Annotated in this window: 13 protein-coding genes; 8 read left to right on the forward strand and 5 right to left on the reverse strand. The window is 69.5% G+C overall.

Features of this window, described 5'->3' with window-relative positions:
• Positions 1–1,124 (forward strand): Ig-like domain-containing protein (locus tag Y710_RS11705; protein ID WP_062367536.1); only part of this gene is annotated, 1,124 nt, incomplete at its 5' end.
• 74 nt (positions 1,125–1,198) lie between these two features.
• Here Y710_RS11705 and Y710_RS11710 read toward each other — a convergent pair.
• Positions 1,199–2,716, reverse strand: a complete 1,518-nt coding sequence (locus tag Y710_RS11710) for a flavin-containing monooxygenase (RefSeq protein ID WP_006896502.1) — start codon at positions 2,714–2,716, stop codon at positions 1,199–1,201.
• Positions 2,717–2,834: 118 nt separating this feature from the next.
• Between Y710_RS11710 and Y710_RS11715 the strand changes: the two genes are divergently transcribed.
• Positions 2,835–4,052, forward strand: a complete 1,218-nt coding sequence (locus Y710_RS11715) for a PucR family transcriptional regulator (RefSeq protein WP_006896501.1) — start codon at positions 2,835–2,837, stop codon at positions 4,050–4,052.
• Positions 4,053–4,064: 12 nt separating this feature from the next.
• Here Y710_RS11715 and putP read toward each other — a convergent pair whose 3' ends face one another.
• Positions 4,065–5,615, reverse strand: a complete 1,551-nt coding sequence (gene putP, locus Y710_RS11720) for a sodium/proline symporter PutP (protein WP_062367537.1) — start codon at positions 5,613–5,615, stop codon at positions 4,065–4,067.
• Positions 5,616–5,762: 147 nt separating this feature from the next.
• Positions 5,763–9,293, reverse strand: coding sequence for a bifunctional proline dehydrogenase/L-glutamate gamma-semialdehyde dehydrogenase (locus tag Y710_RS11725; protein WP_062367538.1), 3,531 nt, complete (start codon positions 9,291–9,293; stop codon positions 5,763–5,765).
• 105 nt (positions 9,294–9,398) lie between these two features.
• On the opposite strand from Y710_RS11725, the gene Y710_RS11730 reads away from it, so the two are divergent.
• The gene (locus Y710_RS11730) at positions 9,399–11,066 is read left to right on the forward strand and encodes a PucR family transcriptional regulator (protein WP_062367539.1); all 1,668 of its coding nucleotides are present in this window, start codon (positions 9,399–9,401) and stop codon (positions 11,064–11,066) included.
• 7 nt (positions 11,067–11,073) lie between these two features.
• On the opposite strand, the gene Y710_RS11735 is transcribed toward Y710_RS11730, so the two are convergent.
• Positions 11,074–11,334, reverse strand: coding sequence for a metal-sensitive transcriptional regulator (locus Y710_RS11735; protein ID WP_006896497.1), 261 nt, complete (start codon positions 11,332–11,334; stop codon positions 11,074–11,076).
• 98 nt (positions 11,335–11,432) lie between these two features.
• Here Y710_RS11735 and Y710_RS11740 point away from each other — a divergent pair, with 98 nt between their 5' ends.
• On the forward strand, positions 11,433–13,601 hold the full coding sequence (locus Y710_RS11740; RefSeq protein WP_082781299.1) for an MMPL family transporter: 2,169 nt from the start codon (positions 11,433–11,435) through the stop codon (positions 13,599–13,601).
• 55 nt (positions 13,602–13,656) lie between these two features.
• Here Y710_RS11740 and Y710_RS11745 read toward each other — a convergent pair whose 3' ends face one another.
• Positions 13,657–15,063, reverse strand: coding sequence for a short-chain fatty acyl-CoA regulator family protein (locus tag Y710_RS11745; protein ID WP_006896495.1), 1,407 nt, complete (start codon positions 15,061–15,063; stop codon positions 13,657–13,659).
• 118 nt (positions 15,064–15,181) lie between these two features.
• Here Y710_RS11745 and prpD point away from each other — a divergent pair, with 118 nt between their 5' ends.
• The 4 genes from prpD to Y710_RS11765 are packed head-to-tail and all read left to right on the forward strand — an operon-like array spanning position 15,182 to position 22,173.
• Positions 15,182–16,684, forward strand: coding sequence for a 2-methylcitrate dehydratase PrpD (gene prpD, locus Y710_RS11750; RefSeq protein WP_006896494.1), 1,503 nt, complete (start codon positions 15,182–15,184; stop codon positions 16,682–16,684).
• Position 16,685: 1 nt separating this feature from the next.
• Positions 16,686–17,615, forward strand: a complete 930-nt coding sequence (gene prpB / locus Y710_RS11755; protein ID WP_006896493.1) for a methylisocitrate lyase — start codon at positions 16,686–16,688, stop codon at positions 17,613–17,615.
• Positions 17,612–18,784 carry a bifunctional 2-methylcitrate synthase/citrate synthase gene (locus tag Y710_RS11760; protein WP_006896492.1) on the forward strand — a complete coding sequence of 391 codons (1,173 nt, stop codon included), beginning with the start codon at positions 17,612–17,614 and terminating at the stop codon, positions 18,782–18,784. The genes prpB and Y710_RS11760 overlap by 4 nt, the downstream gene beginning before the upstream one ends.
• Positions 18,781–22,173, forward strand: coding sequence for a pyruvate carboxylase (locus tag Y710_RS11765; protein ID WP_006896491.1), 3,393 nt, complete (start codon positions 18,781–18,783; stop codon positions 22,171–22,173). The genes Y710_RS11760 and Y710_RS11765 overlap by 4 nt, the downstream gene beginning before the upstream one ends.
• Position 22,174 lies beyond the last annotated feature (1 nt).

The following is a 22,174-nucleotide window of genomic DNA, read 5'->3' on the forward strand; positions in this document are numbered from 1 at the left end:
TCACCATCACGAATCGGATCGACCGCAAGTTGGGGTGGCTGGTGTACAGCGTGCGCGACAATCATCCGTCGTGCATGAAAGCGGTGCCGAACACCTCCGTGTGGACGGTCTCGGGCGGGACCTACACGAACAATCCGGACGGTCCCGGGACCAAGAAGCCGAACGAGGTGACCTCCGGCGACGGCTGGGTGATGATCGATGCGACCGGTGGCGGTTCGTGGGAGGCCAAGCCGCTGATCTGGACGCAGGACTACACGGTGGAGTGTGCGCCGGGCACGCTGAACACCGGCGGCCTGCAGTGGTCCACCACCAACGTGTTCGAGAAGAACAACAACCAGTCGAACGTGGGCCCGACCATCACCGTGGAAACACCCGCCCCCAAGACCGCGTCGGCCACGGCCGTGTCGGTGACGCCGGCGCCCAAGGCCGGTGAGACCTCGACTGTGAAGGCGACGGTCACGGCCGGCGGCAGCGGCGCCACCGGCGGCACGGTCGAATTCTTCAACAACGGCGCCTCGATCGGAACCGGGACCGTCGCCGCGGGAGTCGCGACGACGAACTGGAAGCCCGCCGCGGGTGGCGCCTACTCGCTGAAGGCGGTCTATTCGGGAACCGCGACCATCGAGGCGTCCAACGCGACGATCACGGGCACCGTCGCGGCAGCCGACCCCGAACCCGAACCCGGTGCGCCGGTGATCGCGGTCAACGGATCGCCCAAGGTCGGCACCGCAACCCCGGTCGTGGTGACGTCCGACGCATCCGAGGGCAGTGCGGTCACACTCACCGCGAACGGTGCCGCGATCTGCTCCGGGCTCGTCCTCGCGAACGGCAAAGCCACCTGTCAGTGGACTCCCACGACCGCCGGTGCCGTGGAGTTGAAGGCCGTGGTGGGCGCGAAGTCGTCGATAAGGAACCTGGTCGTCGAGGCCGCCGGCGGCGGCGACCCCGGTGACGGCGGAGGCGATCCGGGCGGTCCCGGTGACGGTGGCGACCCCGATCCCGGCACCGGCGGCGACGGCGGCAGCACGGGCAGCCTGGGCGGCGGCAGCCTCGGTGGCCTGTTCGGCGGGAGCCTCGGCGGGCTGTTCGGCGGCATCACCGACGCGGTCGGCAGCAGCAACTGAGCGACGCCGACCACCGATAGACACGAGTGCCCCGGACCATGAGGTCCGGGGCACCCGTACTCGAAGGGGAAGCCTCAGGCGTCGACGGTGGCGGCGACCTTCCGGTAGTCCAGGAAGGCGTCGTCGACCTCGCCCTTGCGAAGCTGCTTGACGTCGGCGGAGACCGCCATGGTCATGGTCCACGGGCTCTGTGTGCCCTGCTTCGGCAGACGGTCGAGGGCCCGCTTGACGTATCCGGCGCCGAAATCGAGCAGCGGCCGGGTCTCCATGCCGGGATCGGCCACCGGCCGCACCGAGCTGTAGCCGCCCTGGTCCATGTGGGTCAGCATGCGGCAGAAGTACTCGCACAGCAGGCCGATCTTCAGCGTCCACGACGAGTTCGTGTAGCCGATCGCCAGCACCCAGTTGGGCACGCCGGACAGCATCACGCCACGGTAGGCGACGGTCTCGGACAGGTCGATCGGCTCGCCGTCGCGGCTGAGCTCCATCCCGCCGAACAACTGCAGGTTGAGACCGGTGGCCGTGACGATGATGTCGGCCTCGAGCACCTGACCGGACTCGAGTTCGATGCCGTCGGCGACGAACCGCTTGATCCGGCCGGTCTCGATGGACGCGGTGCCCTTCTTGATCGCCTTGAACAGGTCGCCGTCCGGGACCACGCACAGCCGCTGGTCCCACGGGTTGTACGGCGGGTTGAAGTGGGTGTCCAGGTCGTAGTCGCGGGGGAGGAGCGCCGCATTGGAGGCGCGGATGACCCTGCGCGCGACGCTCGGGTAGCGCTGGCAGAACTGGTACACCAGCTTCTGCTGGAAGATGTTCTTCTGACGGCTCAGCCGGTAGCCGCGCTCGGCGCCGAGCGTCTTCTTGAGCGCGTTGGAGATGGCGTCCTCGCGGGGAAGCGGGATCACGTAGGTCGGCGTGCGCTGGAGCATCGTGACGTGGGCGGCATCGCCCGCCATCGAGGGGACCAGGGTGACGGCGGTGGCGCCGGACCCGATGACGACGACCTTCTTGCCCCGGTAGTCGAGATCCTCGGGCCAGTGCTGCGGATGGACGATCTGCCCCGCGAAGTCGTCGCTGCCTGCGAACTCCGGAGTGAAGCCCTCGTCGTAGTTGTAGTAGCCGGTGCCCGCGAACACCCAGCGGGTCTTGACCTCGGAGGTCTCGCCCGTGTCGTTGTGCTTGACGGTCAGGGTCCACAACTGCTCGGCCTCGGACCAGTCGGCCGACACCGCGCGGCGGTTGAACGCGATCTTCGACTCCAGGCGGTCCTCGGCGACGGCCTCACGCAGGTAGTCGAGGATGCGGGGTGCGTCGGCGATGGCCTGGGGATCGCGCCACGGCTTGAACTCGTACCCGAATGTGTTGAGATCGGAGTCGGAGCGGATACCGGGGTACCGGAACAGATCCCAGGTACCGCCGATGGAGTCGCGTGATTCGAGGATCACGAAGCTCTTTCCGGGATGCTCGGTGGTGAGGTAGTGCGCGGCGCCGATTCCGGAGATGCCTGCGCCGAGGACGACGACGTCGAGCGGCTGCTCGCTCAAAATCGAGTCGGCGGTGGCCGATGTGCCCGTCGATTCGGTGGTCATGGTGTTCCTTCTCGTCAGGAGGGCTGAACCTTCGATACCAATGATCGTTGTAACCGTCGATGAAAAGCAAGGATGAATCGCACCAGCATGGCCGCAGTCGGAGTGCATAATCAACCATATGGCGTCTGACGAGGCAGAACTGGCCGAGCCCAGTCGCGAGGTGGCCGACCTCATCCGGGCCGGGGTGGAGACGGTTCTGAACGCTCCGCCCGAATGGATCGCCGATATGAACCACGCCGCGATGCACCCCGCCGGGATGGAGCGCGTCCTCGTGGATGCGGATCTGCGAGAGGTCGCCCTGCGGATCAACGAGGGCAATCTCAACCACTGGGCTCGAAGCAACCTGGCCGATCCCGGCGCACGGGTGAGCGTCAACCTCAACGAGGAGACGATCGGCTTCGTCCGCGATCTGGTCAGGCGCGGATTCGACGCCGGTGCGCTCGACTCGTTCCGCACCGCGCAGAACACCGCCTGGCGGCTCTGGATGCAGATCTGCTTCGGTCTGACCTCGGACGCGAGACTGCTGCGGGAGCTTCTCGAGGTGACCTCGGTCTCGATCGCCACCTTCATCGACGACACGGTGGCCGAACTGACGCACCAGATCGACGTCGCCCGCGCCGAACTCGCTGGCGACAACCACGCCCAGCGGCGTGCTGCGGTCGCGCTGATCCTGGAGGGTGCGCCGATCGCGCCGGCCCGCGCCGACCTCGCTCTCCGATATTCGATCGAAGGACCGCAGTCGGCGATGGTGATCTCCGGGGACGCCGGGCTGGCACCTGACGATCTGGAGGCCGCCTGCGAGGCGATCATGGTCGCCTCCGGCGTCGGTCGCCGTCTCACCGTCCTGGCCGGGGCCTCGGAACTGTGGGTGTGGCTGCCGACCGATCGGCTGGTGGTGGACGCGGCCCTCGCGGCGCACCCGCATGTACGGGTGACGGCCGGCTCGCCCGGCGCGGGTCGAGAGGGGTTCCGCCGCAGCCACTTCGAAGCACTCGAAGGACAGCAACTGCTGACCAGGCTCGGCTCGACGGCGCGGTTCGCCGCATACGACGATCTCGCGTTGCTGGCGGCGATGACGCGCGATCTGACACGGCTGGACGCCTTCGTCGCGCACACCCTCGGCGATCTGGCGTCCGCCGACCGCGGTCTCCACGAATCGGTTCGGATGTGGTTCGCCTGTCAGTGCAACGCGAGCGCGGCCGCCGCACGCCTGTACACGCATCGCAATACCGTGGTCCGGCATGTGGCGCGTGCCCAGGAGTTGCTGCCGCGGCCGCTGGAGACGAACGCCGTCGCCGTGGCGGCGGCGCTCGAAGCGCTGCGGTGGCGCGAGTAGGGGCGCGGCGGGTCAGACGTCGGCGAGGACGTCGTCCGTCTGATGAGTGAACGGCTCCTTGGACCGGCTCAGCTCCACCGCGCGGGTGAACTCGGCATCGATCTCCGGGTCCGCGCGGAAGGTCAGCAGGCTGACGACCACGGTGACGATCAGGCTGGCGGCGAAGCCCGGGATGATCTCGTAGAGGTCCTCGCTCAGCGAGGTCTGACCCCACACGTAGGCGACGACCGCGCCCGCGACGATGCCCGACAGGACTCCGACGGTGCTGACCCGGCGCCAGTACAGGCAGAGGATCACCGCCGGGCCGAAGGCCGACCCGAAGCCCGCCCAGGCGAAGGCGACCAGATCCAGGATGCTGTTCGACGGCGAGATCGCCAGCAGCGCGGCGATCACCGCGATCGTCAGAACGCCGAGACGGCCGAGCATGACGTAGGTCTTGTCGGTGAGTTCACGGCCCCTGCCGGTCTTCTCGGCGACCAGCTTGTACAGATCCTCCACCAGAGCCGACGAGCAGACGACGAGCTGGGACGAGATGGTGGACATGATGGCCGCGAGCACGGCGGCCAGCACCAGGCCCGCGATGAAGGGGTGGAACAGCAGCTGCGACAGCGACAGGAACACGGTCTCGGCGTCTTTCGGGGCCTGCGCGGTGTGCTCGGCGAAGTAGGCGATGCCGACCAGTGCGGTGCCGACGGCGCCGAGCGCGCACAGCAGCATCCAGCCGATGCCGATTCGGCGGGCGACACCGGCCTCGGACGGGGACCGCAGCGCCATGAAACGCACGATGATGTGCGGCTGCCCGAAGTAGCCCAGGCCCCACGCGGCCGCCGAGATGATGCCGATGACGGTGGTCCCGGCGAAGAAGCTCAGACCGTTGTCCATGGCGGCGTTCACTCCGTCGATGGTGGCGCCGACGCCGCCCAGGTCGATGATGCCGATGATCGGAACCGCCAGAAGCGCGACCACCACCAGCAGCCCCTGCGCCACGTCGGTGAGCGACGCGCCGAGGAACCCGCCGAACAGCGTGTACAGCATGGTGATGCCGGCGACGATCAGCATGCCCGCGGTGTAGTCGACCCCGAAGGAGCTGTCGAAGAACTTGCCGGAGGCGACCATGCCGCTGGAGACGTAGAACGTGAAGAACACCAGGATGATGACGCCGCAGGTGATCCGGAGGATGCGCGAGTCGTCGTGCAATCGCGATTCGAAGAAGCTCGGAATCGTGATCGAGTCACCTGCCACCTGCGTGTATGCGCGCAGTCGCGGCGCGACCAGCTTCCAGTTGGTCCACGCGCCGATCAGCAGGCCGATCATGATCCAGGACGCCGAGAGGCCGGAGAGATACATCGCGCCCGGCAGGCCCATCAGCAGCCAACCCGACATGTCCGACGCACCCGCGCTGAGTGCGGCGACCCACGGCTTGAGGCCGCGGCCGGCGAGCATGTAATCGTCCAGACTGTTCCGCGTGCGGCGGTACGCGTACCAGCCGATGCCGAGCATGGCTGCGAAGTACAGCGCGACCGCGACCAGCTGGATGGTCTTGTCGTCGGGCGCGACGGTCATAGGTCATCTCCTAGAGGTGGGTTCAGCCGGAAGCAACACACGCGTCAAATGTGACACAGGTCTCCCGCTCACGACGATTCTTCCCGGTGACCGGCCCGGCAAAGCATGTGGGGACGTACAAGATGCACGTCCCCACATTGTGGCGATCTATGAAGACTTGAGGTCTTCGGCCAATTCGACGAAGGCGCGGTCGAGGTTCCCGAATCGATGCAGGGTCATCGAGACCGACTGCTCGGCGAGCCAGTACCGCAGTTCGACGCGTCCGGACGCGGTGACGGTGTCGTCGAGCACCGCGAGTTCGGGCCGTCCGAGGGTGAGATCGCGCAGTGCCGGTGTCGCCGGAGAATCCAGGCGGACACGGGCGATGCCGGCCCGTCCGATCCGGTCGACGAAGGCCCGGTCGTCGCGGGCGGGATCGACCGGCACGCCCAGCGCCGCCGCGGCGTCGAGCACCGCGCGCAGATCGTCGCCGATGTCCGGCGCCGGTGCCGCCACCACGCGCGCACCGCTCCGGTGCGCGGCCGCCAGCAGTCGTGCCACCTTGGCGGGCGTCGACTCCGCCGTCACCCGCAGCGCCACCGCCGCGGGGCGATAGCGGAAGATGTTCGCCTCGCCGGCCAGGCCCGTCTCGTCGCGCGGCGTCCCGAACTCGGCGGCCCACGCGGTGTCGTCGTCGCTCACCGCCGCTCGCAGCCATGCCGTCTCGCCGGCGGTGAGCACCGGCGAGACCGAGTCGATGAAGGCGCCGACCTCGGCGAGCGCGGCCGGTGCGGCGTCGGGCAGGCAGTCGCGGTCGGCCCACGATCCCATGAGCATCAGGTAATTGGGACCGCCCGCCTTGGAACCCAGACCCACCGACGACCGCTTCCACCCGCCGAAGGGCTGCCTGCGGACGATCGCGCCGGTGATGCCGCGATTGACGTAGACGTTTCCCGCCTCGACGCGGTCGATCCACGAGCGGACCTCGCGCGGCTCGAGGGAGTGCAGACCCGCGGTGAGTCCGAAGTCGGTGGCATTCTGCAACTCGATGGCCTCGTCGAGCGTCTCGGCGCGCATCAGTCCGAGAACCGGTCCGAAGCACTCGGTGCGGTGGAAGAACGTTCCGGGCGCCACACCGTCCTTGATTCCCGGTGACCACAGTCGGTCGTCGATCCGTCGCGGCTTCAGGAGCCAGCGTTCGCCCGGCTCGAGGGTGGTCAGGGCCCGCAGCAGCTTATCGCTCGGATCCTCGGTGAGCGGTCCGACGGTGGCCGAGAGGTTGGTGGGCCAGTCGACGACGAGTGAGGCGGCCGCGTCCACCAACTGACGGCGGAACCGCTCCGAGGAGTACGTGCTGCCGACGAGGATCGCCAGCGACGCCGCCGAGCACTTCTGGCCCGCGTGGCCGAAAGCGCTGTGGACCAGATCGGCGATGGCGAGGTCGCGATCGGCGGACGGGGTGATGATCAGCGCGTTCTTACCGGAGGTCTCGGCGTTGATCCGCAGGTCCGGACGCCAGGACGCGAACAGGGCCGCGGTCTCGGAGGCACCGGTGAGCACGACGCGGTCGACGTCGGGATGACTGATCAATCGTCGCCCGGCCGGGCCCTCGTCGGGAAACACTCCCTGGCACGCCTCGCGCGGAACACCTGCCTCCCAGAGGGCTTCGAGAATGGCCATCGAGCAGTGCGGTGTCGGCTTCGACGGCTTGTGGATCACCGCTGCGCCGGCGGCCAGGGCGGCGAAGGTGCCGCCCGCGGGGATCGCGATCGGGAAGTTCCACGGCGGTGTCACCACGATCACCCGGTCCGGAGTGAAGGCGGCCGCGGCGACCTCGTCCAGTTCCAGTGCTCGATGCGCGTAGTAGCGGGCGAAGTCGATGGCTTCGGAGATCTCGGGATCGGACTGGGCGACGGTCTTGCCCGCCTCGGCCGCGGCCAGTGAGACGAGGTGTCCGCGCCGGCGGGAGAGGATGTCCGCGGTGCGGTAGAGGATCGCTGCGCGGTCGGCGGCCGGGCGTGCGCTCCACTGTGCGGCGGCCGACCGGGCGCGCTCGACCAGCGCGTCCACCTCGTCCTCGGCGATCGCGTCGGGAACGGGCTGGGAGGCGAGCCACTGCGGTGTCGCGGTGGCGAGCGCGTCGCGCGCCCATCGCTGATTGGCGGGCAGGGCGGCGTTGGTGTCCGGTTCGTTCGCGAAGGCCGGAAGCGGCAGTGCCGGATCGAGGGCCGTCTCAGCGGACTGGTCGAGTGTCCGGTCCTGCCGGTCGTTCGGCAGGGGAGGCGCGTAGCCGTCGGTGGTGAGGATGCGGCCGAGTTCGGCGAGCGCATCGCGGAACCGCCCCGACTCCCGGTGATAGATCGCACTTCCGGGCGCGAGGTCGAAGATTCCCGACATGAAGTTCTCGGGCGCGGCGTTCTCCTCGAGACGGCGTACCAGGTACGAGATCGCGACGTCGAATTCCTTCGGTTTCACCGTCGGCACGTACAGCAGCAGCCGGCCGACGTCGGCGCTGAGGACGTCGGCCTGCTCGGTCGCCATGCCCTGCAGCATCTCGAACTCGACGCGGTCGGACACACCGCGGCGATCGGCCAGCAGATGGGCGAAGGCGATGTCGAACAGATTGTGCCCGGCCACACCGACGCGCAGGCCCCGCATGTGATCCCTGTTGAGCAGCCAGTGCAGCACGAGTTTGTAGTTGGCATCGGTCGCGGTCTTCGACGAGCAGGTCACCTGGGGCCATCCGGCCACCTCGGCGTGCACCGACTCCATGGCGAGGTTGGCGCCCTTGACCAGCCGGACCTTGATCCCTGCGCCGCCGGCCGCCACCCGGGCGGCGGCGAAGTCCGACAGGCGCTGCATCGCGCCGAGTGCGTCCGGCAGGTAGGCCTGCAGCACGATCCCCGCTTCGAAGTGCTTGAGTTCGGGGAGGCTCAGGAGCCGGGTGAACACCTCGATGGTGAGTTCCAGATCGCGGTATTCCTCCATGTCGAGGTTGATGAACTTGGTGCCCGCGGGCGCGGCGGCGGCCTGGAGATACATCGGCGTCAGTCGGTCGATGATGTACTGCGCCGTCTCCTCGAACGCCCACATCGAGATCTGGGAGGCGACGGAGGAGACCTTGATCGAGACGTAGTCGACGTCATCGCGCCGCAGCAATGCCCGCGCGTCCGCGAGATGGTTGTCGGCCTCGGCGTCACCGAGCACGGCCTCGCCCAGCGGGTTGATGTTGAGCCGATGGCCGCTCTCGCGGAGCTTGGCGACCGCCCGGCGGAAGGGCCGCTCACGGGCGTCGACGATCATGTGCCCGACCATCGAACGCATCCGTGCGCGCGCGGCGGGGATGACCACCCCGGGCAGCCTCTCGGCCAGGACGCCGCCGGCCTTGATCTGCAAGCGGTCCCAGGCGCCCAGCGTGGCCGGGGTGCTCGCCGCGAGTTCGGCGAGCGCCTGGGCGGCCGCCTTCTGGTCCTCGGTGCCGATCACCCGGTCGACGAAACCGACGGTGAAGTCGAGCCCGCGCGGATCAGACAGGACCGAGGCGAGACGGCGAGCGGACGCATGCGGCTCGGTCTGCGCCGCCGCGGCGGCGCGCAGCCAGTCGGTGACGAGTTTCTCGGAGGAGTCGGCGAGCTCGTTCAGTTCGGTGAACACTTCGGTGGGCGCCGGAATCGGGTCGGCGGCGTGTGCGGTGGTCATGATGCCAGTACACGTCGGCGGGCCGCGGCGGTCGTCGGACAATACTACGAACGATCACGTGGTTTCTTGTACGATTCTCCAGCTGACCTGACAGACTCTACTGCCATGACCACTGGTGACGAGGATTCCGGAGCGACGAGCGACGAGGTGTCGGCGACGCATCCGTCGGTGCTCCTCCGAGACGTCGTCTCGGCCCTCGACACCGCCGTGGCACACGTCCTCGCCGACGCCGATCCGGAACGGCGGATCACCTCGGTGTCGATGATCGATGCCGACGATCTGGCCGGCGGTCTCGATGCGCCGACGGACGCGGTGCTTCTGGTGGGACTCGGCACCGGCGCGGTCCTCGAGTGGATGCGAGGGCGCCACACGGAGGGGAGGCCCGTCGAGGGGCCGCGTGTGGTCTTCACCAAGGCGAATCCGTCCGGGTTGGCAGAGGTCGCCGCGCGGGCGGGGGTGGCCGTGGTGGTGGTCGATGCCCGGGCGCGGTGGGACCGGGTGCTGACGACGGTGCAGGGATGTCTGGACCGGGTCCGGGACGATGACCCCGCGGACCTGACGCCGCCCGTCGACGTCGATCTCTTCGGTCTGGTGGCGCTGGTCGCGAACGGTACCGGGGGACTGGTGTCCATCGAGGACGCGACCAGTGCGCGGGTCCTCGCGTACTCGCCGTCGAAGGGCGAGGCCGACGACCTGCGGGTGCAGACGATCCTCGGTCGGGCCGGGCCGCCCGCGTACTTGGATCTGCTTCGTCGCTGGGGTGTGTTCGACGCGATCCGCCGCGGCGGCGAGGTGGTCGACGTGCCCGAGCATCCGGAACAGGCCATGCGCCGCCGCCTCGTCGTCGGCGTCCACGCCCGATCCGGCAGGCATCTCGGCTCCATCTGGGTGCAGGAGGGTGCCCGACCGCTGGCCGACGACTCCGCCGACGTGATGCGCGGGGCCGCCGCCATCGCCGCGCGCATCCTGACCCGGGAGATGCGTGCGCCGTCCACGGAGGGCCAGTTGGTGCAGCGTCTGTTCGGTGCGCACGGGGGCATCGACGTCTCGTCGGCGGGCGCGTACCTGCGGTGGCCGGTGGACGAGGCCGTCGCGGTGATCGGGATCGCGCCCACCGGCGGCGACCAGGCCGTCTACGAGGACGCGATGGCCGCAGTCGGCGGTGCACTCCGGCTGCACGCCAGCGCCTTCGCCGCCGCGGCCGTCACCACGGTGCTCGACGGTCGCGCGTACCTGCTGCTGCCGGCGGTCAACACGGCCGCGATCATGCGTTGGGTCGGCGGACTCGTCACGAAGTTCGACGGGGACGCGGCCCTGGCGGGCGCGGTGCTGCACGCCGCGGTGGTCAGCCCGCTCGCCGGGCTGGCCGACGTTCCTGCCGGGCGGGCCGAAGTGGACCGGGTGCTCACGGCCACCGCATCGGCTCCGGGTGCAGCGCGGGTGACGAGTCTGGCCGAATCACGGACCGCGGTTCTGCTCGGCGAGATCCTCGACGTGGTCGCCGCGCGCGAGGACCTCCTGGACCCGCGGGTGGCCGCGCTGGCGGACTACGACCGCAAGCACTCCGCCGACCTGGTGGCGACCGTCCAGGCCTATCTCGACGCGCACGGCAACGTGCGCGATGCGGCCGCCGCGGTGGGCGTGCACGCGAACACCCTGCGCTATCGGATCGAGCGGGCCCAGCAGCTCTCGGGCCTGCGCCTGGAGGACCGGGACGACCGGCTCCTCACCACCATCCAGCTCGCGCTGCTCCGCACCGCCGTCCGTCGCTGATCCGCTCTCAGGCGAACGACAGGAACAGCTTCTCCATCTTGGCCTGATCGACGCTGTCCGGGCCCTCGGTGCTGATGCAGTGGATCAGGCCCGTGGAGACCAGGGCGTAGCCGCTGCGCGCCAGCGCCTTGTCGACCGCGGCGAGCTGGGTCAGGGCATCCTCGCATTCGGCACCCTCTTCGAGCATGCGGATCACGGTCGCCAGATGGCCATGGGCGCGTCGCAGCCGCGTGAGCACCGGTTTGAGCTTCTCGTCGGGTAGTTGCATGTCGACTCCTCTCGTCGCCTCGATTATTGCATAACCCCCTGGGGGGATGTACGGTCTCCCACTAACCCCCCAGGGGGATATGGAGGAGGACGAATGACATGAGAAGTGAAGAACTGGAACCGACGCGGGCGTCCGCCGCGTCCGTGGGCGCGGTGGAGCCGCGGCCCGGGCCGCTCGGTCGGCTCGGCGTCTGGGTGAGTGCCCACGGCCGCTTGGTCGCGGCGGCGTGGATCCTGATCGTCATCGGGCTCGGCGTCTTCGCACCGTCGGTGGAGAAGAGTCTCTCCGGCGCCGGCTGGCAGGCACAGGGGTCCGACTCGGTCGCGGCCCGCGATCTAGCGGTCGCGCACTTCGGCGGGAACGCGTCGTCGGCCATCCAGGTGGTCGTGACGGGCCAGCGGTCCCTCACCGAGGGTGATGGGCCGGAGGTGATCGCCGCTGTCGGCGACATCCTGCGCGCCGACGGACGGATCAGCCAGGTGATCGAGCCGACGCCGGGGCCCACCCTCTCCGCCGACGGCCGGACGGCGATCGTGATCGGCGGTGCGGGCGCGGACACCAACGAGATGGTGCGCGCGGCGACCGATCTGTCGCCGCCACTCGAGGCCCTCTCACGCGACGGCGTTCAGGTGGCGCCCACGGGTGCGTCGGTGATGTGGTCGGATTTCAACAAGGCCAACCTCGAGGCGATGCTGACCTCCGAGATGATCTCATTCCCGGTGACGCTCTTCATCCTGGTGGTGGCGTTCGGTGCGCTCGTCGCCGCCGGGCTGCCGCTGCTGCTGACGATCGCCGGTCTCGTCGCGTCGGCGGGAATTCTGGTGCTGGTGAACGCCGTTGTCCCGGTGTCGATCTGGGCGATGAACTTCGCGATGATGTTCTCCCTCGCCCTGGGCATCGACTACGCGCTGTTCCTCGTCGTCCGGTTCCGGGCGGCACGGATGGGACAGCGACTGCCGATGCGGGCCGCGATCGCTCAGACCATGGATACGGCGGGCAAGGCGGTCCTGCTCTCGGGCGCGACCGTGCTGGTGTCGCTGTCCGCCGTGATGCTGGTGCCGTCACCGTCGTTCCGGTCGATGGCGGGCGGGATCATGATCTCGGTCGTGTTCATCCTCGCGGCCACCCTCACCCTGTTGCCACTGGTGCTCTCGAAGCTCGATCACCGCATCGACAAACTGCCGCTGCCGTGGGTCAAGGCGGGCGAACACCGTTCGCCGCGGTTCGAGGCGTGGGCGCAACGACTGTGGCGGCACCCGCTGCGGTGGGGAGCGGCGGCCCTGGCGATCCTGGTGGTCCTGGCGATCCCGCTGGTGGGCCTGACCACCGCCATGCCGTCGATCAAGGTGCTCCCGGAAGACGCCAGTGCCCGCGTCGGCTACCACCGCGTGCAGGAGGCTTTCGGTCCGGGAGCGCCGGGCATGCTGACCGTCATCGCACCCGCGGCGGTCGCCGACGAGGCGCGCACGGTGCTGGCGGACGATCCGGGAATCGCGGCCGCGACCCCGCCGGCCGCACCGTCCGACGGCGTCGACTACCGGATGATCCAGGCCGTGCCGACCGTCGATCCGTCGGACCCGGAACTGGCGCAGACCGTCGACCGGTTGCGCGCCGGCCTGCCCGCCGGGGTGCTCGTGGGCGGTGCCGCCGTAGAGAATCTGGACCTGAAGGCGCAACTCGACCGGAGCACTCCGGTGGTGATCGCGGTGGTCTTGACGCTCGGATTCCTGCTACTGCTGTTCGCGCTGGCGGCGCCGCTCATCTCCTTCCTCGGAACGCTGGTCAGTCTCCTCTCGACCGCGGCGGCGTTCGGCGTGGCGCGGTTGGTGTTCCAGGACGGACTCGGTGCCGGACTGTTCGGCTTCGAGTCGCAGGGCTTCCTGGACGCCTGGGCGCCGGTGTTCTTCTTCGCGATGATCTTCGCCATCGCGATGGACTACACGGTGTTCCTGCTCGCCTCCGCCAAGGAGCACTGGGAACGTGACGGCGATGCGAGGTCGGCGATGGTGGGCGCGGTGGCGCACTCGGGGCGGGTGATCTTCGCCGCGGGCGGAGTCATGGTGGCGGTGTTCTTCACCTTCGCCCTGTCCGGACCGCTGCCTCCCAAGGAGATGGGAGTGATCCTCGGCGTCGCGGTGCTGCTGGACGCCTTCCTGATCCGGCTGGTGCTGCTGCCGGTGCTGCTGCGGCTGACCGGACGGGCGGCCTGGTGGACGCCGGCCTGGCTGCGGAAGGTGCTCCCGACCGTGAGCTTCGCTCACGACTGATCGACTCCACCGACATCGGTCGATCCGCACGGCTGCGGTCCCGTACCGCCCCGGTTCACTCCGACCGGCGGTACGGGATCGAGTCGCTGATCCGTTCGTCGATGTGGATGCCGCGGCCCAGCATCGGGAAGGCGCGCTGCGAGCAGTCCGGCCGCGGACACACCTTGCAGCCGGCGCCGATCGGCACCATCGTGCGGTCCTCGGCGAGGTCGACTCCGGTCGAATAGATCAGTTCGTCGGCGTGCGCGAGATCGCAGCCCAGGCCGATCGCGAAGTCGGACGGCGTCGCGAGGTGGCCGCCCGAATGCGAGTCGATGGTCCGCGCCAGCCAGAAGTAGCTGCGGCCGTCCGGCATCTGCGACACCTGGGTCCGCACCCGGCCGGGCGTGGCGAAGGCGTCGTGGACCACCCACAGCGGACAGCTGCCGCCCACCCGGGAGAAGTGGAACGCGGTCGCCGACTGACGCTTGGAGATGTTCCCGGCCTTGTCGACACGGACGAAGATGAACGGAACTCCGCGGTCGCCGGGGCGTTGCAGGGTGGACAGGCGGTGGCAGACGGTCTCGAAGCCGACCTCGAACCGCCGACTCAAGAGGTCGACGTCGTAGCGGAGTTCACGTGCGGCAGCGGCGAATTCGCCGTAGGGGAGAACCAGCGCACCTGCGAAGTAGTTCGCGAGGCCCACGCGCGCCACGGGTATCGAGGCGTCGTCGAGGCTGTCCGCGGAGGCCACCAGCCGATCGATCTGCGGGCGTTGCGAGAGCAGTGCGAGCTGCGTGGCGAGTTGGAAGGCGCGCTGGCCCGCCGACAGTCGCCGCGCGAGCGTCACCGTCGCCGACTCCTCGTCGAATACGCGCTTGGGTCCGGTGCCGCGCTCGGCGGGCGCGATCGTGACGCGGACGCCGAACCGGTGTTCCAACAGGTCGGCCAGCTGCAGATCCAGCCCGCCGACGGACAGGCCGGCGTCGGCGAAGAGTCGCTCGGCGGCCAGGTCGAGCTCGGCGATGTAGTTGCGGCGGTCGTAGAAATAGTCGCGGACCTGCTCGAACGGGGTGATGTGGGGTTCGGTGGAGCCGTCACCGGTCCGCGCTCGGAGCGTCTCCAGCTCGGCGGTCGCCGCCGCCAGCCGACGGTGCATGCCGACCAGGGCGCGGCCGATCTGCGGCATGCGCGCCACCATCTCAGCCACCTCGGTCCGGCTCACCTTCTCTCCCTGCTCGAGGATCGCGTCGGCCAGGTCGGCGGCGAGGCGGGCGTCGCCGGACGCGGAGAAGAAGTCCGGCGCGAGGTCGAACGCGGAGGTGATGGTGAGCAGCACCGGGACGGTGATCGGGCGTTGGTCGTTCTCGAGCTGATTGACGTACGTGGTGGACAGGTCCAGCCGCCGGGCGAGCGCCGCCTGCGACAGCCCGAGCTCCTCGCGCAGCCGGCGGAGCCGGCCGCCCACATAGGTCTTGGCCATGCGCCAACTGTATCCGGCACGGTATCCGCAAGATTCGCAACATAGTCCTGAAAGATCCGCAGAAATACGCATTTGCCAGGCCTTTCGCGAGACGAGAGCGCCTGCGTACGGTGCGAACATGATCAATCACGAAGTCCGCACCCGCCGCAGCGCCGAAGAGTTTCCGTTGAGCGAGCATCTCGCGTACAAGATCGCTCAGGTGGCCGCCGACCCCGTCGGTGTGCCCGACGAGACCGCCGAGATGATCGTCAACCGCATCATCGACAACGCGGCCGTGAGCGCCGCGTCGGTGGTGCGGCGACCGGTCGTGAGCGCGCGCAGGCAGGCGCAGACCAGGCCGGTCGCCGGCGGCTCCACGGTCTTCGGCGTCGACGGCTCGTACGCACCGGAGTGGGCGGCCTGGGCCAACGGCGTCGCGGTGCGTGAGCTGGACTTCCACGACACCTTCCTGGCCGCCGAGTACTCGCACCCCGGCGACAACATCCCCGCCCTGGTGGCGGTGGGGCAGCGAGTGGGCGCCGACGGCGCCGATCTGATCCGCGGACTGGCCACCGCGTACGAGATCCAGATCGATCTCGTGAAGGGCATGTGCCTGCACGAGCACAAGATCGACCACGTCGCGCACCTCGGTCCGTCGGTCGCGGCCGGTCTCGGCACCATGCTGCGGCTCGATGTGCCGACGATCTACCAGGCCGTCGGCCAGGCCCTGCACCTGACCACCGCCACGCGGCAGTCCCGCAAGGGACTCATCTCCAGTTGGAAGGCGTACGCCCCGGCCCATGCGGGCAAGATCGCGGTCGAGGCAGTCGACCGGGCGATGCGCGGCGAGGGGGCGCCGTCGCCGATCTGGGAGGGCGAAGACGGTGTGATCGCCTGGATGCTCGGTGGGCCCGAGGCGCGCTACACGGTGCCCCTGCCTGCGCCGGGTGAGGCCAAGCGGGCCATCCTCGACAGCTACACCAAGGAGCACTCGGCCGAGTACCAGAGCCAGGCGCCGATCGACCTGGCCCGGCGGATGCGCGACCGGGTCGGCGACCCCTCGCAGATCGCGTCGATCGTGCTGCACACCAGCCACCACACCCACTACGTGATCGGCACCGGGTCGAACGACCCGCAGAAGTTCGACCCGACCGCGAGCCGTGAGACGCTCGATCACTCGGTCATGTACATCTTCGCCGTCGCGCTCCAGGACGGTGAATGGGACCACGAACGCTCGTACGCGCCCGAGCGCGCCGCCCGCCCGGACACGGTGGAACTGTGGCGCAAGATCTCCACCGTCGAGGACCCGGAGTGGACGCGCCGCTACCACTCCACCGACCCGAACGAGAAGGCCTTCGGCGCCCGCGCCGTCATCACCCTCGCGAGCGGCGAGGTGATCGAGGACGAACTGGCCGTCGCCGACGCCCACCCGCTCGGCGCCCGTCCATTCGCCCGCGACCAGTATCTGGCGAAGTTCGCGCGCATGGCCGAGGGCGTGATCGACCCCGCCGAGCAGGAACGCTTCGTCGCGGCGGCGACCGGCCTCGCGGACCTGCCCGCCGGCGGTCTCGACGCCCTCAACGTCCGCGTCCTGCCGGACGTGCTGGCGTCCGCGCCGGAGACCGGGAAGGGAATCCTCTGAGATGACCGCCACTTCCGGAAGCGTCTTCTCCTCCGGCCGCAGCGACGCCGACAAGCGGCGCGGCCTGCGCGACGCCCTGAACTCCGGCGAACTCCAGCGCTGGCCGGGCGCGTTCTCACCGTTGGTGGCCAAGATGGTGGCCGACGCCGGATTCGAGGGCGTGTACGTCTCGGGCGCCGCGCTGGCCGCCGACCTGGGGCTGCCCGACATCGGCCTCACCACCCTCACCGAGGTCGCCGCGCGCGGCGGAGCGACCGCGCGAGCCACCGACCTGCCGACGCTCATCGACGCCGACACCGGGTTCGGCGAGCCGATGAGTGCGGCCCGGACTGTCGCGACGCTCGAGGACGCCGGGCTGTCCGGCTGCCACCTCGAGGACCAGGTGAACCCCAAACGCTGCGGACACCTCGACGGCAAGGAGGTGGTCCCGGTCGACGACATGCTGCGCAGGCTGGGAGCCGCGGTCGGAGCCCGCCGCGACGAGAACTTCATCGTGTGCGCCCGCACCGACGCCCGCGGCGTCGAGGGCCTCGATGCGGCGATCGACCGAGCGAAGGCGTACGTCGACGCCGGAGCCGACCTCATCTTCACCGAGGCCCTGGCCACCGCCGCCGAGTTCGAGCGTTTCCGCGCGGCGGTCGACGCGCCGCTGCTGGCGAACATGACCGAGTTCGGCAAGTCGGAACTGCTCACCGCACAGCAACTCCGGGATCTCGGCTACAACGCGGTGATCTATCCGGTCACCACTCTCCGGATCGCGATGGGTGCCGTCGAGGCCGGTCTCGGCGAACTCTCCTCGACCGGCACGCAGCGGGGGCTCCTCGACGGCATGCAGCACCGCGCCCGCCTCTACGAGTTCCTCCGATACGCCGACTACAACGCCTTCGACAACCAGCTGTTCACCTACACCCGACCGGGGGTTCAGAAATGACCGACACGCCCACCGCGCAGTCCGCGGCCGCACGGACGAGCGGGACCGACGCCATATACACCGACGCCATATACAAGGGATTGGCCGGTGTCGTCGTGGACACCACCGCGATCTCGAAAGTGGTCCCGGAGACCAACTCGCTCACCTATCGCGGCTATCCGGTGCAGGAACTCGCGGAGAAGTGCTCGATGGAGCAGGTCGCGTACCTGCTCTGGTACGGCGAGCTGCCGGGGGATCATCAGCTGCAACAGTTCACCCAGCGCGAGCGCGCCGCCCGGCGTCTGGACCGATCGGCACAGGCGGTGCTCGCCCGCACTCCCGAGACCTGCCACCCGATGGACGTGGTCCGGACGATGATCAGCTATCTCGGCACCGAGGACCCCGACGAGGACGTCGCCGCACCCGCGTCACTGCTCGACAAGGCTCAGCGGATGTTCGCGGTGCTGCCCACCATCGTCGCCGCCGACCTGCGACGCAGGAGGGGACTGGACCCGATCGCCCCGCACCACGGGCTCGGCTACGCGGAGAACTTCCTGAACATGTGCTTCGGAGAGGTGCCCGATCCGGTGGTCGTCCGGGCCTTCGAGAAGTCGATGGTGCTCTACGCCGAACACAGCTTCAACGCCTCCACCTTCGCTGCCCGCGTCGTGACCTCGACCGGATCGGACATCTACAGCGCGGTGACCGCGGCGATCGGCGCGTTGAAGGGACCGCTGCACGGCGGCGCCAACGAGGCCGTGATGCACGACATGATCGAGATCGACCGCCCCGAGCGGGCGCGCGCCTGGCTCGACGCGAAGCTGTCCGCCGGAGAGAAGGTGATGGGTTTCGGCCATCGCGTCTACAAGCGGGGAGACTCCCGGGTGCCCACCATGTACCGCGCGCTGCGGGAGGTCTCCGAACACCTCGGTCAATCCAGATGGCTCGCCATCTACGCCGAGCTCGAAGAGGAGATGGTCTCGCGGACCGGGATCCGGCCGAACCTCGACTTTCCGACCGGACCGGCGTACTTCCTCATGGGTTTCGACATCCCGATGTTCACGCCGCTGTTCGTGATGAGCCGCATCACCGGGTGGACGGCCCACATCATCGAGCAGACCGAGTCGAACGCCCTGATCCGTCCGCTGTCCGCGTACTCGGGCCCGCAGCAGAGGTCCGTTCCGGCGTGAGCATCTCGAAGATCCTGGTCGCCAACCGAGGCGAGATCGCGGTCCGGGCCTTCCGTGCGGCCCGCGACCTCGGCCTCGGAACGGTGGCCGTGTTCCCGCACGAGGACCGCGGCGGCATCCACCGATTCAAGGCCGACGAGTCGTATCAGATCGGCACGCCCGGCCACCCGGTCAAGGCCTATCTGTCAGTCGACGAGGTGATCGGGGCGGCGCTGAGATCGGGGGCCGACGCGGTGTACCCGGGCTACGGCTTCCTCTCGGAGAACGCCGGACTGGCCCGCGCGTGCGACGAGAACGGACTCGTCTTCGTCGGACCGTCGGCCGCGGTGCTCGACCTCACCGGCGACAAGAAGCGCTCGGTTCAGGCCGCCCGCGAGGCGGGCCTGGCCGTGCTCGCCGGGTCGGCGCCGTCATCCGACCCCGACGAGCTGGTAGCGGCGGCGGCCGAGCTGACGTTCCCGGTATTCGTCAAGGCGGTGGCCGGCGGCGGGGGCCGCGGGATGCGAAGGGTGGAACGGATCGAGGATCTCGCCGATGCGGTGACGGCGGCGGGCCGGGAAGCCCATGCGGCATTCGGCGATCCCACGGTGTTCCTGGAGCAGGCGGTGGTGCGACCGCGACACATCGAGGTACAGATCCTGGCCGACGCCGGCGGTGACGTGGTGCACCTGTACGAGCGGGACTGCAGCCTGCAGCGGCGGCATCAGAAGGTCATCGAGATCGCCCCCGCCGTGGGCCTGGACCCCCAGGTGCGCAACCGCATCTGCCGCGACGCCGTCGCCTTCGCCCGGCATATCGGGTACACCTGTGCGGGCACCGTCGAGTTCCTGCTCGACGAACGCGGCCGGCACTACTTCATCGAGATGAACCCGCGGATTCAGGTGGAGCACACGATCACCGAAGAGGTGGTCGAGGTGGATCTGGTGTCGGCCCAGCTGCAGATCGCCGGCGGTGCCTCGCTCGCCGGGATGGGGCTGCACCAGGACGCGATCACCGTCCGCGGTGCGGCGCTGCAATGCCGCATCACCACCGAGGATCCCGCCGACGGCTTCCGGCCGCAGACCGGCCGCGTCCGCGACTACCGCGCGCCCGGCGGGGCGGGGGTCCGGCTCGACGGCGCCGCCGCTCTGGGCAGCGAGGTGACCGGCCACTTCGACTCGATGCTCGTCAAACTCACCTGCCGGGGCCGCGATTTCGCGACCGCGGCCGCGCGGGCCCGGCGAGCGCTGGCCGAGTTCTCGATCCGCGGCGTCACCACCAACATCGGGTTCCTCCGCGCGGTCCTGGAGAACGACGACTTCCTCGCGGGCGGGACCACCACCTCGTTCATCGACGACCATCCGGAACTGCTCACCGGGCACGCACCGGGCGACGACGTCGGCAAGCTGCTGGCGTATCTGGCCGACGTGACGGTGAACCGGCCGCACGGTGAGGCGCCGTCGACCGTCCGTCCCACCTCCAAACTGCCCGCCGTCCCGGCGAGCCTGCTGGCGCGGCCGCCCGCGGGCTCACGGCAGCGTCTGCTGAGTCTGGGGCCGGACCGGTTCGCCGAGTCGCTGCGGACTCAGTCCGCCGTCGCGATCACCGACACCACCTTCCGCGACGCGCATCAGTCGCTGCTCGCCACCCGGCTGCGCACCAGCGCCCTCGACGCCGTCGCACCGTACGTGGCGGCACTGACCCCGCAGCTGTGGTCGGTGGAGTGCTGGGGCGGTGCCACCTACGACGTAGCGCTCCGCTTCCTGAAGGAAGATCCCTGGGAGCGGCTCGAACGACTCCGGGAGGGGTTGCCGAACGTCTGCCTGCAGATGCTGCTCCGCGGTGCCAACACCGTGGGCTACACCCGGTATCCGGACGATGTGTGCCGCGGCTTCGTCGCGGAGGCGGCGGCCACGGGAATCGACGTGTTCCGGATCTTCGATGCGCTCAACAGCGTCGAGGCGATGCGGCCCGCCATCGACGCGGTACGCGAGACGGGGACGGCGGTGGCCGAGGTGGCGTTGAGCTACAGCGGCGACCTGTCGGATCCGCGTGAAGATCTGTACACCCTCGACTACTACGTGCGTCTGGCCGAGCAGGTGGTCGACGCCGGCGCCCACGTGCTCGCGATCAAGGACATGGCCGGTCTGCTTCGTCCGCGTGCCGCGACCGCCCTGGTCGGCGCGTTGCGCCGGGAGTTCGACATCCCGATCCACGTCCACACCCACGACACCGCGGGCGGTCAGGTCGCCACCTATCTCGCGGCGATCGCCGCGGGAGCAGACGCGGTCGACGCCGCCAGCGCTCCGCTGTCGGGCACCACCAGTCAGCCATCGCTCTCGGCGGTGGTGGCGGCGCTGGAGAACGGCGAACACGACACCGGGCTGGATCTTCGCAGCGTGTGCTCCCTGGAGCCCTACTGGGAGGCGGTGCGCCGCGTGTACGCGCCGTTCGAGTCCGGGGTGGGAGCCGCGACCGGACGCGTCTACGAACACGAGATCCCCGGGGGACAGCTGTCGAATCTGCGGCAGCAGGCCATCTCCCTCGGCGTCGGCCACCGCTTCGAGGAGGTGGAACGGGCCTACGCCGACGCCGACGCACTGTTGCGGCGGCCGATCAAGGTGACGCCGTCGTCGAAGGTGGTCGGCGATCTCGCCCTGTCGCTGGTGGCGCAGCAGATCACCGCTGCCGAGTTCGCCGCCGACCCCGCATCGCACGATGTCCCCGACTCGGTGATCGGCTTCCTCGCCGGCGATCTCGGAGAGCCCGCCGGCGGTTGGCCGGAACCGTTGCGCACGCAGGCCCTCGCGGGCCGGACCCACACGCCGCCGACCGCCGCCCTCGCGGCCGACGATCGCGAGGCGCTCACCCGATCCGGGCCGCGCAGGCGGCGGGTTCTGGACCGGCTGCTGTTCCCCGGTCCGGCGGCCGAGTTCGGCGACCATCGGGCGACGTTCGGCGACACCTCGCGGCTGTCGGCGACGGAGTTCTTCTACGGTCTGCGGCCCGGCGAGGAGCATCGCGTCCGACTGGGTCCCGGCACCGAGATGCTCGTCGGTCTCGAAGCGGTCGGCGAACCCGACGACCTCGGCCGCCGCACCGTGTTGTTCACGGTGAACGGGACACTGCGGCCGGTGCCGGCCCAGGACCGGTCGGTGGAGCCGTCGGCAGCTGTCGCCGAACGCGCCGACCGCAGTGATCCGCGCCAGATCGGAGCGCCTTTCGCCGGCGTCGTCACCGTCACCGTGGCCGAGGGCGACAGCGTCACCGCGGGATCGACCGTGGCGACGATCGAGGCGATGAAGTTGGAGGCCTCCATCACCGCGCCCGTCGGTGGGGTGGTCGAGCGGGTCGCCGTCGACGCGGTCGCCGAGGTGGCGCCCGGCGACCTGCTCGTGGTGATCGGTTAGC

The sequence above is a fragment of the Gordonia sp. QH-12 genome, from assembly GCF_001578675.1.
GTDB lineage: Bacteria > Actinomycetota > Actinomycetes > Mycobacteriales > Mycobacteriaceae > Gordonia > Gordonia sihwensis.